The 12,483-nt window shown below is 37.4% G+C and carries 13 protein-coding genes; 3 read left to right on the plus strand and 10 right to left on the minus strand.

The genetic code is table 11. From position 1 onward, the window contains the following. Positions 1-15 precede the first annotated feature (15 nt). The 9 genes from MHI40_RS17060 to MHI40_RS17100 form a co-directional block, all read right to left on the minus strand. Positions 16-1,518 (minus strand): PH domain-containing protein, encoded by a 1,503-nt coding sequence (locus tag MHI40_RS17060; protein WP_340763642.1) that lies wholly within the window; start codon positions 1,516-1,518, stop codon positions 16-18. Then, positions 1,508-1,987 (minus strand): PH domain-containing protein, encoded by a 480-nt coding sequence (locus MHI40_RS17065; protein WP_340763643.1) that lies wholly within the window; start codon positions 1,985-1,987, stop codon positions 1,508-1,510. The genes MHI40_RS17060 and MHI40_RS17065 overlap by 11 nt, the downstream gene beginning before the upstream one ends. Before the next feature lie 148 nt (positions 1,988-2,135). After that, positions 2,136-3,692 carry a DEAD/DEAH box helicase gene (locus tag MHI40_RS17070; protein WP_093537569.1) on the minus strand — a complete coding sequence of 519 codons (1,557 nt, stop codon included), beginning with the start codon at positions 3,690-3,692 and terminating at the stop codon, positions 2,136-2,138. Positions 3,693-4,030: 338 nt separating this feature from the next. After that, complete coding sequence (locus MHI40_RS17075; RefSeq protein WP_340763644.1) at positions 4,031-4,750, minus strand: alpha/beta hydrolase; 720 nt, start codon at positions 4,748-4,750, stop codon at positions 4,031-4,033. Between the two features lie 19 nt (positions 4,751-4,769). After that, positions 4,770-6,140: a UDP-N-acetylmuramoyl-tripeptide--D-alanyl-D-alanine ligase gene (locus tag MHI40_RS17080; RefSeq protein WP_340763645.1), complete on the minus strand. Its 1,371-nt coding sequence runs from the start codon at positions 6,138-6,140 to the stop codon at positions 4,770-4,772. Positions 6,141-6,144: 4 nt separating this feature from the next. Beyond that, a complete protein-coding gene (locus MHI40_RS17085; protein ID WP_340763646.1) occupies positions 6,145-7,227 on the minus strand; it encodes a D-alanine--D-alanine ligase in 1,083 nt (360 codons plus the stop codon). 66 nt (positions 7,228-7,293) lie between these two features. Continuing rightward, entirely contained in the window at positions 7,294-7,608 is a 315-nt protein-coding gene (locus tag MHI40_RS17090; protein WP_093537565.1) for a DMT family transporter, read from the minus strand. Then, on the minus strand, positions 7,608-7,946 hold the full coding sequence (gene sugE, locus MHI40_RS17095) for a quaternary ammonium compound efflux SMR transporter SugE (RefSeq protein ID WP_340763647.1): 339 nt from the start codon (positions 7,944-7,946) through the stop codon (positions 7,608-7,610). The genes MHI40_RS17090 and sugE overlap by 1 nt, the downstream gene beginning before the upstream one ends. Before the next feature lie 59 nt (positions 7,947-8,005). Beyond that, positions 8,006-8,749, minus strand: coding sequence for a hypothetical protein (locus MHI40_RS17100; RefSeq protein WP_245762717.1), 744 nt, complete (start codon positions 8,747-8,749; stop codon positions 8,006-8,008). 155 nt (positions 8,750-8,904) lie between these two features. Here MHI40_RS17100 and MHI40_RS17105 point away from each other — a divergent pair, with 155 nt between their 5' ends. Then, the gene (locus tag MHI40_RS17105; RefSeq protein ID WP_093537563.1) at positions 8,905-10,086 is read left to right on the plus strand and encodes an FtsW/RodA/SpoVE family cell cycle protein; all 1,182 of its coding nucleotides are present in this window, start codon (positions 8,905-8,907) and stop codon (positions 10,084-10,086) included. A 194-nt stretch (positions 10,087-10,280) separates the two neighbouring features. Here MHI40_RS17105 and MHI40_RS17110 read toward each other — a convergent pair whose 3' ends face one another. After that, the gene (locus MHI40_RS17110; protein WP_175496281.1) at positions 10,281-10,418 is read right to left on the minus strand and encodes an Lmo0850 family protein; all 138 of its coding nucleotides are present in this window, start codon (positions 10,416-10,418) and stop codon (positions 10,281-10,283) included. A gap of 188 nt (positions 10,419-10,606) precedes the next feature. On the opposite strand from MHI40_RS17110, the gene MHI40_RS17115 reads away from it, so the two are divergent. Continuing rightward, entirely contained in the window at positions 10,607-11,002 is a 396-nt protein-coding gene (locus MHI40_RS17115; RefSeq protein ID WP_245762716.1) for a CBS domain-containing protein, read from the plus strand. A 176-nt stretch (positions 11,003-11,178) separates the two neighbouring features. After that, entirely contained in the window at positions 11,179-12,342 is a 1,164-nt protein-coding gene (locus MHI40_RS17120; protein ID WP_340763648.1) for an MFS transporter, read from the plus strand. The last annotated feature ends 141 nt before the right edge of the window (positions 12,343-12,483 follow it).

Here is a 12,483-nt window from a genome sequence, read left to right on the forward strand (position 1 = left end):
AAAAAAGAACAGCCCTTACAAAGGCTGTTCCTTCTCTCTATCAATAGGCTCTATCCTAGTAGGTTCATACCATTTCAATAAGCTCTCTGCATCAGCTTTTTCAATATGAGGAATAGTAGTTGATGATCCAGACACGCCTGACTTAATAGTAGTCATAATAGAAGATACATTGGCTTTTTTTTGAAAATACGTAGTGCGAGCTGTCATTGCTTGAATACGTTTCTTTTCCATCCAAATAGATACTCTACTAAATAGACGATATTGCACAACAAGTTGTTTTTCATCCATCCAATATCCAGCCGTCTTATGCTGCCATGCTCCCCATAGGAAACTCAGTGGAAATAGTAAGAAGGAGAATAGTCCAAATGGAAAGAAGAAATAACTTACACATGCTGCAACTGGAATCATCCATAAAAAATCTAAACGATAGAAAAACTTTCTCGACCGCTTCGGAACTCTTGTAAAGTTAGCTTCAAATTCATAGTTAGGGAAAATTTGAACGAGAATCGGGTTTATTTTATCCTTTTTAATGAGAGGGATTAACCTAATTTTCTCATCCTTCTCTGCTAGTGATCCCCCCGCACTATCCACGATGACGGTCGCATGTCCCGTAAGCTGCCTTAAAGGATTTTCCACTATACGTACCGCCTGAATGCGAGATAAAGGAATAGTTATTTTTTTCTTTTCTAATAATCCCCTAGTAATAATAATCTCCTGATCTTCAACCCAAATAGTAAACTCATAGTAATTTATAAAAGTAATAGCTACTGATACAATCCATGCTACTAGCAGCGTAAAGAATACCAATAATGCAATTAGTAGAGCTCCAAAACGGATAAACATAATAATCTCATTATAAATTGTTTCGTATGGGATCAATTCCGAGAATTGCGAAACGAACACTGCTAAACCTGAGAAAAATACACCTACCCCGCCTGATGTACTAGCAAGAATGAATAAATCTTTTCGAGACATACGAAACAAGGGCTTCCTTTGCTCTTTCGCTACCTCTTCTTGTTGAAGATCTCCATCAGATATAGTTGATTCTTTATGTTTAGCTAGATTCATCTCTTTTTTAATTTGCTCCGCTGCTTCTTTGGTAATTGCGGTCAATTCAGCATCCGCTTCTTTTGTCGCACCCCCGCCAGCTGTTTCTACTTTCACCTTTATTAAACCAAATGGTCGATGAAATATGCCCTCTGTATAATTTAAACTTTGGATTCGTTCAAATGGGATATACCTTTTTTTCTTTACGAAGAGACCATATTCGATGCGAAGCTCTTCTTCTTCAAACCAATAACGAAACCTTTTCCATTCAATGATGCCACTAACTAACATTGCGATTAATAGTACGGCATAAATAATATAGATAATATAGGAGGTCCAACTACCAGAGCCTCCCCCAAATCCATTAACGGCAATAACTACGACTAATGGAATAATCATTTCTTTTAATACTTTTACAAAGTTAATAACCGCTGAAATAGGATGTAGAGTAAACTTTTCTTTAGACATCATCTTCCGCCACCCTTGCAAGTACAGAAATCCTGCCTCGAAGTTCATCCGCTTCCCCAGTTACGAGTGCAGGAATAGTATGACTCGTCGCAGCAGTTGAAATAGTAATAGAAGATAGATCATACTTTCTCAAAATAGGTCCCTGTTCCGTATCAACATGCTGTACTCTCACCATTGGCACTAAAGTTCTTTTCACGATAAACAAACCATGCTGTAATTCAATTTCTTGTTCACGCACTTCATATCTCCAACGAGTCCATCTAATTTTGGGGAACAAATAAATTAATAAATATCCTATGAGTAATATCACTACTACATCTACTATGTATAACCATATAAATTGTCCTGTAAAATAATTGATAACTCCTACTCCAATACCTACTAAAAGGACAATTAACGTTTGAAATAACCCGTAAATTCTCCAGACACGTAATCCACTTTCTGATAATTGATTGATTGGTTCTTGTCTCATATGAAACCCCCTCTTCCATCATTGTATACGAAACAAAGGATAAAATGTTTCAATAAATGGCAACTTCCATTTAAAAATTCTTCCAAAAGAAAAAAGGATGAACTTACATCAAAATGTAAGTTCACCCTTTATAAGTTCTTGTCTTAAATTATTTTTCGCTACGTGGTGAGCGAGTTCTTGTGCTACGTTGTGTAGAGCCGTCACGGGGACCACTGCTACGACGTGCGCCTGAACTTGGACGTGAACCGCCAGCTGATGATGAACGAGGTCCGCGATCGCTGCTTCCACTACGACCACCTGATGAACTACGTCCGCCACCGCCGCTACGGTTACCTTTGTAACCACCGCCGCCACTGCGTCCGCCGCCACCACGTTCTCCACGAGAAGGTAATGGACGTTCTTCAGAAAGAGAAATCGGAGTATCATCCGGTTCTTTCGTCATTGATTTTAAAGCTGCAGCAATTACATCTACTGCTTCAAATTTTTCAAGCATTTCTTGTGCTAATGGACGATAATCGCCTAAATCATTTTTGTTTACAATTTCAGCTAAAGATTCTACTGCAACACGTTTAAGTCCAACTAGTGCTTCATCAGAGCTTGGAGGGATTAAAGCTTCCATACGTTTTTTCGTTGTATTCTCAACGATACGTAAGTAACCCATTTCTCTCGGTGTTACGAATGTAGTTGCGATACCACTTTTACCTGCACGCCCTGTACGACCGATACGGTGAACATAGCTTTCAGGATCTTGTGGGATATCAAAGTTATACACATGTGTTACGCCAGAGATATCTAATCCACGTGCCGCTACATCTGTTGCAACAAGAATATCGATTTTACCTGCCTTGAATTGTTTTAATACAGACATACGTTTCGCTTGGCTTAAATCACCATGAATACCTTCTGCAAGATATCCACGAATGCTTAGAGCATGTGCTAATTCGTCTACTCTACGTTTTGTACGACCAAAGATAATCGCAAGTTCTGGTTGTTGTACATTTAAAATTCTTGAAAGAACATCAAATTTCTCACGTTCAGTAGCTTTTACGTAGAACTGTTCAATATTTTCAACAGTCATTTCTTTAGACTTGATTTTTACTTCCACTGGATCTTTCATGAAGCGTTCTGCAATTTTACGAATTGGTCCTGGCATTGTAGCTGAGAACAATAATGTTTGACGCTCAGGAGGTACACTTTCTAAAATTGTGTTAATATCTTCAATGAATCCCATGTTAAGCATTTCATCTGCTTCGTCTAAGATAAGTGTTTGAACTTGGTCAAGTTTTAACGTACGACGGTTAATATGGTCAAGAATACGACCAGGTGTACCTACGATAACTTGTGGTTTGTTTTTAAGTGCACGGATTTGACGGCTAATTTCTTGCCCCCCGTATACTGATAATAGACGAACCTTTTTGTCATATCCTAATTTATAAAGCTCTTCCGAAACTTGAATTGCAAGTTCACGTGTTGGAGCGATGATTAACGCTTGGATATTTGGGTTTTTAATATCAATTTTTTCAATCATTGGGATACCAAATGCAGCAGTTTTACCTGTACCAGTCTGTGCTTGACCGATAACGTCGCGTCCACTCATAGCATGTGTAATAGTACCTTCTTGGATTGGTGTTGCTTCTTCAAACCCCATACGTTGTACGGATTTTAATGTAGAAGCGCTAATATTTAATTCTGAAAAGTTTGTCAAAATTTTAATCTCCTTTTTGTCCTTTTTCGACAAATGGTTACATTTTCAGATGAAATTGCGGCAAATTCGAGCCTATACGAGGAACGTTTCCGTTACTTAAAATTCTCTGTGGTTTTAGATCAGAGGGGTCTTATATAAAGGGAAAGCCCGGTCTTTTGCCGAGCGGTCTGTTAATGAGTGATCGTGCCATACTACTTCAACAAACCGTTATGTTCAAAAAAAAGTACTCTTCAATAAACGCTGAAGAGTCTCCACACAAAATGTATCCATTGCTCTAAACGTAGTATATCATGCAACAAACTCAGTTGCAATGAATAAGCAACTGTTATAATTATTAATTAATTACTTGCAATATTCCCCTCCTCTTCTTCCTCCTTCAAAAAATTGAGTGCGGTATTAAACCAATCTTGACAGTCTTCACTATGGCAAATATGGTGTTTCCCTAATTCCGAATAGACTATTTCTTTTTTCAAAGAACCAATTTCATCGTAGATAAACTGGGCAGTGGCATAAGGTACAATACCATCTTTTTTACCTTGGACTATATAGACTGGTACTGTAATTTGACCATAATAAGGTTGAACTATACGTACTAAACGGATAAATTCTAATGTTGCCGGTATAGGAGTTCCTTTCACTTTATAACTGTATTGTTTATATAAAGTATTTTCTGCAAGCTTACCAACAACTGCCTCTTTAGCTATATCCTTTATATCTTGTAGAAGTTGGGATGGATATATATACTTTGCAGCAGCACTCAACAATACAAGTTTGTGAATTGGATAACGATTCGCCAAGTACATCCCAATAATACCACCCATGGAAAATCCCACTATAATTACACGGTCTACTTCTTTTTGTAACTGGCGAAGCGACTGTTCCGCCGCCATCATCCATGATTCTGCTGTTACATTTTTTAGCTCCAACGTTTCACCATGACCAGGTAAAGTAGGGACAACGATGTTCCAGTTTGTATGCGCTTGTAAATAGTCTACAAATGGCTGTATCTCATATGGTCCACCTGTAAAACCGTGAATACCTAATACTCCTGTTTTCATCGTCCCCACACCTATCACATTATTTTTGAAATGGCTCAATTACTCTTTCTAACTGCATTCCCCTTGAGCCCTTTACTAAAACAATAGATTGATCATTTATTTTATTTGCTAAGAAAGCCACAAGTTTTTCTATGTCATCATTAACCCAAATAATTTGTTTGTCAGCAAATTGTTCTACCAACTTGTTATACAGCCATTCCATTCGTGGACCGTATAAACAAACTCCGTTAAAGACTTCACTCGAAATCGATTTGCTCATCTCTTCATGGTATTGCTGCTCTTTGTTACCAAGCTCGAGCATATCTCCTAAAACTAACCATTTTTCTGGCTTTATAGAGGATTTTTCAATGAACGAAATTGCTGCACGCATGGAAGTCGGAGCCGCATTATAAGCATCATTGATGAAAACTGTCCCATTATTCCCTTCGATTACTTGCATTCGCATATCAGTTAAGACTATTTGTTTTAACGCTTTACGCATTTGTTCGGAAGTTAATCCAACTTCTTTTCCGATTAATAGTGCAGCAAGCGTATTTTTCACTTGATGCTCTCCTAATACAGGAATAGACATTTCTTCGTTTAACTCTCCTTCTACACGGAAGGTGCTTCCTTGTTCCGTAAAGTTCACTTCAGCAATACGTAAATTATTGTGTTCCTGAACCCCAAATGATTTAGTCATTATATGAGGATTTCCTTCAACAAACGGACGTAGCAAAGGTTCATCTCCATCATAGAATAATTGGCCAGTTGCCTCTAGCCCTGCAATAATTTCAAATTTCGCTTTTGCAATACCTTCACGAGAGCCGAGATCCTGCATGTGCGCTTCGCCAATATTCGTAATAACTACATATTTCGGCTTTGCCAAATTGGATAAAAATTCAATTTCACCAAAAGAGCTCATACCCATTTCAAGCACTGCAAACTCCGTCTCTTCTTCAAGAGAAAGGATTGTTAAAGGTAAGCCTAGCTCATTATTAAAATTACCCTCTGTCTTTTTCACGCGGAAATACGGCGAAAGCATACCTGCCACCAAATCTTTAGTCGATGTTTTACCATTAGATCCAGTAATTCCGATGAACACTGAATGCAATTCAGCCCGATAAGCCTTCGCCATTTGCTGAAGTGCTCCTTCTCCGCTTTCTACAAACAAAAGGGGAACGTTTTGGGGTGGATTCGGTTCGTCTTTCAACCAAAGGGATGCTGCTGCTCCTTTGGCAAAAGCATCCTGAACAAATCGATGACCATTTACTTGCTCTCCGCGAAAGGGGATAAACAAATCACCTGGTTGAATCGTTCTTGTATTGATCGAAACTCCTGTAATAACAGGATTCTCATCAATTTTCTCTTCAATGTGTAACCACTCTGCTATATGTGCTAATGTCTTTTTCACTTGGTCACTCCCCGTCTTTCGAGTGTTCCAACTGTTGCTTTTCTTCATGACGTTCAAGCGCTAATTGGATAAGTTCTTCTATTAAATCGGAATACGATAGACCTGATTCCATCCAAAGTTTAGGATACATGCTTATAGGTGTAAATCCTGGCATTGTATTTACTTCATTGATAATGACTTCTTCTTCATCTGTTACAAAAAAGTCTGCCCGTACAAGACCCGAACAATCCAAAATTTTGAAAGCACGAATAGCAGCATCCTCTAATTTCCCTTGAAGCTCTGCAGAAACTTGGGCAGGAATTGCATAATTCGTTGTGCCATCCTCATATTTTGCCTCATAGTCATAAAAGTCCTTCGTCGGTAGTACTTCCCCTGCAACGGAACATCTAGGCTCATCATTACCAAGTACACTCATTTCAATTTCACGCGCCATAATTCCTTGCTCTACAATAATTTTACGGTCATATTTAAAGGCATACTCTATTGCTTTGATAAGTTCTTGGCGGTTTGTAACTCGACTAATCCCTACACTAGAACCTAGATTGGCTGGTTTTACAAATAGAGGCCATTGTAGGCTTTCTTCCATTTTTTGAAGTAAATCATTCTGGTTTTTTTTCCATTCTCTATTTATAAAATAGATATATGGAACCTGCGATAAACCAGCTTGTGCAAATAACTGCTTCATCACTACTTTATCCATACCTGCCGCAGATGCTAATACACCATTACCAACATAGGGTAAGTTTAATACTTCTAACAATCCTTGTACCGTTCCATCTTCTCCGTTCGGACCATGCAAAAGAGGAAAAATAACATCTAGTTGAGTTGTATCGTCCCCTTGTTGCGGTAGAAAACTAGTAATCGTATTTGGATTTGTTATTTCACTGCCAAATTGCAGAGATTCAATTGACTCAACTGCTGCAGTGAGCTGACCTTCTTTTCTCCATTCACCTGTTTTTGTGATGAAAATTGGATACACTTCATATTTATCAAAGTTAATCGCTTGAGAAACCGCTCTTGCAGTAAGTAAAGATACTTCATGCTCTGCAGATTTCCCACCGTATAATAAGCCCACTTTTATTTTCATAAGTTATATTCCTCCACGTTTTGGATATTCATTATTTTATCACGGACAGCCTCAATAGTTGAGTATTTAACCAAACAATTTAAGACCCACTACACCCATAATTATACAGCTTAAAAAGAACAACTTCTTTCTACTTCTTTTCTCTTTAAATAAATACATCCCTAATAGAACACTTCCTGCTGCACCGATTCCTGTCCATACAGCGTAACCAGTACCAACCGCAATTTCTTTTAATGCTAAAGACAATAAGAAAAAACTTAAAGCAGCAGAGATCACAGTTAGAATCGTAAATTTTATGTTTTTAAATCCATCCGATAACTTCATGCTAATAACGAAGGCAACTTCAAATACACCAGCAATTACTATTAAAAACCACGCCATTAGATTGCCTCCTCTTCATCTTCATCATTTACTAGTTTAAGACCGATGATTCCAAAAAGTAGGACAAACAAAAAGAGTAGTTTCCCTGCACTTACTTCTTCACCAAACCAAATAATGCCAACAATAGCCGTGCCTGCTGCTCCAATACCCGTGAATATAGCATATGCTGTACCGATCGGAATCGTCTTCATCGCTTTAGCGAACAGGAAAAAACTTACGATTAAAAATATAATCGTTACAATAGAAGGAACAAGCTCCGTAAAGCCATGTGCCTCCTTTAAACCAATCGCCCAGACGATTTCTGTTAACCCTGCTATTATCAATAAGATCCACGCCACTTAGTTCACCTCATTACAATAAACGCTCTCGCCACTTTCCCGTAGCAAAAGCGTTCTATTTATACTTCTATTAAGACGTCTGATGGCTTAGCCATATGTAAGTTTAGATCTTCCAAAACTTCATCTGGGAAAATATTTTCTGGGAGAATGCGAATCTCAATACCATAATTTAGTTTATCTGTTTTGAACAAGGACATTAACACTCCATCTTCAAACAATTCGTTATGCTCTGTTACTTTCTCCGCAGACAATCTAGGTAGAACGATATTATTCTTTTTACGCCAAAAAGCACTCGACTTAGACTTTTCACCAATCAACCCGGTAAAAACGTTTGCAACTAAATGATTTAAATCCTCCATATCACGGAAGTAAATTTTAGTAATTTTCTGCCCTTCGTCTGAAAGGTAGACAAATCTATTTTGTAGATGATGATAAAACGGTGATCGAATAGCTTCTTTTTTATGTGCTATGTATAGTAGCTCTGCTTGTTCTTGAGGAGAGAGCATATTCAATTTCCGCTCATCTTCAAAATCCATAAAGCATAATTCAAATGGGCCTTCAGCAAATTCCTTGATAAAATGGTTGTATTGTTCAGGAACTATAAATTCAAGCTGTGTATGCATATTAAATGAAGCATCATCATAACCATGTTTTAGTAATAAAAGAGCTGACAAATCAGTGAAATTCCTTATAAATTGCTGAATCGTAATCCCACTAAACAGAGCAAAGTGCTCTACCTCATTAACGTGAACATACAAATGAGTTAAGTACTCATCCATATCTCTCACTTCTTTTTTTGCCACTGAAAATCACTCCTTTATCTGTTCTTAATAATAGCACGATTAATACAAGGAAACATCTTTATTACCTCTCACGTCTCTATTAAACCATCAAGCAAAAAATATCAATATACGCTATAATAAATGAATGAAATTCGAAAGAAATATAGGTGACTTACATGGAAAACAAAAAAGGCTTTGCTGATCGTTTCGATTGGACACTTGCTTTTATTATATTACTATTTCTAATCATTAGTTTGTTTGCTATTTCATCAGCACAAACGACTGGACAATATGGCATAAACTTTATACCTAAACAGCTTGTTTGGTATATTATTGGTTCTATTATTATTGGAATTGTCATGTTTTTTGAACCAGAACAATATAAAAAATTGTCTTGGTATATTTATGGTATTGGAGTATTTTTACTATTTATCCTTTTCGTACTCCCTGACAGTTTAGCTTTAGTAAAACCGATGAATGGCGCAAAAAGTTGGTTTCACTTACCTATAGGTGATATTCAACCTGCCGAATTTATGAAAACTTTTTATATACTAGGACTGGCCCGATTAATCACTATGCATCATGAGCAAAATCTTATTAAAACGGTTAAAACTGATTTAATTTTGCTAGTTAAAATGGGTGTAACTTTAATTATTCCTTTAGCATTTATCATGCAACAACCAGATTTAGGGACATCGTTAGTGTTCCTTGCAATTACTGTAGCCTTAATCATAGTCGCAGGAATTACATGGAAAATAATTCTCCCCATCTTTTTAGGTGGGTTGGGAATGGGCGGTTTACTACTTTGGATGGCGGTTTATATGCAGGATTTCTTATCGGACAATTTTGGATTTAACCCGTACCAATTTGCACGTATATACTCATGGTTGGATCCCTATTCATACGCATCTGATGAAGGAATGCATTTAATCACTTCATTAAATGCAATTGGCTCTGGAGAAATTTTCGGTAAAGGCTACGGAGAACGTATTGTGTATGTCCCAGAAAATCATACCGACTTTATATTTGCTGTCATTGGCGAAGAATATGGTTTTGTAGGAGCAAGTATTGTGGTTAGCCTTTACTTCTTACTTATCTTTCATTTGACGAAAATTACCCTTCAGTTAAAGGATGCTTATAGTACGTATGTATGCGCAGGTATCATTGCAATGATTACATTCCATGTATTTGAAAATGTCGGCATGACGATTCAGTTATTACCGATTACTGGTATACCCCTTCCTTTTATAAGTTATGGTGGTAGTTCACTCATGGGGAATATGTTAGCCATTGGTTTAGTGTTTAGTATGAAATTTCATCATCGAACTTATATGTTTTCAAAAAATGAAGACGATTGAGACCTGTATAGGGAGACAAGTTATGACAGACGTCAAAACTTGTCTCCCTTTTCTATCCTCCGCCCTCCTACAATTCTCAGTAACAGATAAGTGTATTTGGGGATAGCTGATCAAGGGGCAAGATACTTTCTTAATCAGCAAAAAAGAAGGTGACTCTAATCGTTTGTTAACGAAATTGTAGAGTCACCTTCTTTTTAGTTTTGCGCATGAGGACTTTGTGCTGGTGGTGCTAAAGCTTTAAGTAGGTCAAGTCTAGATTTAGTCATTGTAACAGTAACACCAAGCTTAGAAAGATTACTTACAATTTTCTTCAAATCAACTTCCTTTACCATTGAATCCACCTCGTCCTTCTATAATAATTACGATTTTCTTTCGTAAAAGTTTCTTGTTTGTCTAATTAATATATTTTATTATACCACTTTTTACCTAAGTTTAATCTTTCATTTTTATTACATATATTATGGTCTTGTAAACCATGCTATTTCTTAAAGGAGTGAATGGTTTGAACATAAGAAATGTAATGAGTAAACAAGTAGTAACGTGCAACCCACAGGACTATGTGAGCGAAGTTGCAGAACAGATGCGCACTTTGGATATCGGCTGTTTACCCGTAGTCAGCAATAAAAAATTAGTTGGAATGATTACTGATCGAGATATTGTGACAAGGGCGGTTGCCAAAGACATGAAAAGCAAAGTAGAAGATGTTATGACTAAATCTGTTATCTCTGTCACCCCAGAAGATTCTACATCCGATGCATCCATTGTTATGGCACGCCATCAAGTTCGAAGACTTCCCGTAGTAGAGGATGGTGTCCTTGTAGGATTTGTCTCTTTAGCTGATTTAGCTTTTCCTTTTCCACATGTCCAAGAAATTTCTAATGCTATGGAAAGTATATCCGAGCCAAGGGATTTCTAAACATAAAAGCTGTCCTAATTAGGACGGTTTTTTTATTACATTCCACTTGGTTATACCTTACTTTGTAGCATTTAACTCTTTTTTTATTATCTACTAGGATATCGATTACAACGTGGCAAACTGATTAAAAACGTGTAATATAGAGATTAGAAGATTGCAGAAAGCGGGTTTGATGCGTGAAAAAGATTCTACTCATATTGATGTCTATCCAATTTTTAGTTTATCTCGGCTTTGGAATTATTATTCCCGTGCTGCCAGAGGTTATTTTAGAGCAAAATTATAATGAAATTCACGTTGGCGGTTTATTGACGATTTACTCGTTAGCTTCCTTCTTCACTGCTCCACTTTGGGGAATGCTATCCGATCGTATTGGCCGTAAAACACTTATTTTAGTCGGATTGGTAGGATTCAGTTTAAGTTTTTGGTTGTTTTCCTTGTTTTTTGATTCGCTCTTTATGCTTTACTTATCTCGTGTAGTTGGAGGATTATTTTCTGGGGCATTGTATGCAGCAGTTACAGGTTTTGCAGCTGACTTATCAACGGAAGAAAACCGTAATAAGTATATGGGATTCCTCGGTATGTCGATAGGTTTAGGCTTTATATTCGGTCCAGCAATTGGCGGAGTTCTCGGACATATAGATTTAGCTCTTCCATTTACAGCTTCTGCTATCTTGTTACTGGTGATTTTCGTGTATGCTTTGATCATTTTAAAAGAACCAGAGCGTACAGGTGAAGCAAATAAACGTGCACTCCTTCCTAAGGGAGCTATGAGTTTGTGGAGCTACCGCATTAAATATCTATTCCTATTTTCATTCATGGTCACGTTTTTACTAGCGGGTCTTGAGGCCACGTTCCAATTGTTCCAAATCGAAAGAATTGAGATTACCCCGCTACAAATAGGCTATTTGTTCATGTTCAGTGGATTTGTCGATGCGGCAATCCAGGGTGGTGTCGTTAGACGTATTAAAAATGGTACTGAAACAAAGTGGCTTTTGTACGCACAAATTGTTACAGCAATTGGATTGTTTATGACTGTCTTCACTCAAAGTATTTTCTGGGCAGGACTATCTTTATGTGTGTTTACTGCAGGAAATGCGTTAGCACGAACAACGATTGTTTCTCTCACAACGAAAGAATCGGGTGGACGCTATGGGACAGCAGCAGGGATGTCTTATTCGATGGATAACCTAGGTCGTATTATCGGTCCATTATTATTCGCTTGGCTATTTACAAAACAACCAGATAATATTTATATGCTATCTGGGGTACTTGCGGTGCTCTCTATTGTTTTAATCTTTGCGTATCGCAAATCAACGAAATCATTAAAGAATGCGGCATAGCATTTAACTATTAATACAGGTGAAGGAAAACAATTCCTTCACCTGTATTTTTATGTGGTTGAGCTTCCTTGTATCAAGATGGTGGTCTCTCATATACGAGTTAGTTCCTCTCGGATAGCTGGACCCGTATAAGTAAGGAGC

This window comes from Psychrobacillus sp. FSL H8-0510, from assembly GCF_038008345.1.
GTDB classification, from domain to species: domain Bacteria; phylum Bacillota; class Bacilli; order Bacillales_A; family Planococcaceae; genus Psychrobacillus; species Psychrobacillus psychrotolerans.

Bases quoted from the DNA above. Each gene is read 5' to 3' on its own strand.
- MHI40_RS17105 (WP_093537563.1), top strand. From the start codon at position 8,905: ATGGAAAACAAAAAAGGCTTTGCTGATCGTTTCGATTGGACACTTGCT.
- MHI40_RS17065 (WP_340763643.1), bottom strand. From the start codon at position 1,987: ATGAGACAAGAACCAATCAATCAATTATCAGAAAGTGGATTACGTGTC.
- MHI40_RS17115 (WP_245762716.1), top strand. From the start codon at position 10,607: ATGAGTAAACAAGTAGTAACGTGCAACCCACAGGACTATGTGAGCGAA.
- MHI40_RS17075 (WP_340763644.1), bottom strand. From the start codon at position 4,750: ATGAAAACAGGAGTATTAGGTATTCACGGTTTTACAGGTGGACCATAT.
- MHI40_RS17085 (WP_340763646.1), bottom strand. From the start codon at position 7,227: ATGAAAATAAAAGTGGGCTTATTATACGGTGGGAAATCTGCAGAGCAT.
- MHI40_RS17060 (WP_340763642.1), bottom strand. From the start codon at position 1,518: ATGATGTCTAAAGAAAAGTTTACTCTACATCCTATTTCAGCGGTTATT.
- MHI40_RS17110 (WP_175496281.1), bottom strand. From the start codon at position 10,418: ATGGTAAAGGAAGTTGATTTGAAGAAAATTGTAAGTAATCTTTCTAAG.
- MHI40_RS17090 (WP_093537565.1), bottom strand. From the start codon at position 7,608: ATGGCGTGGTTTTTAATAGTAATTGCTGGTGTATTTGAAGTTGCCTTC.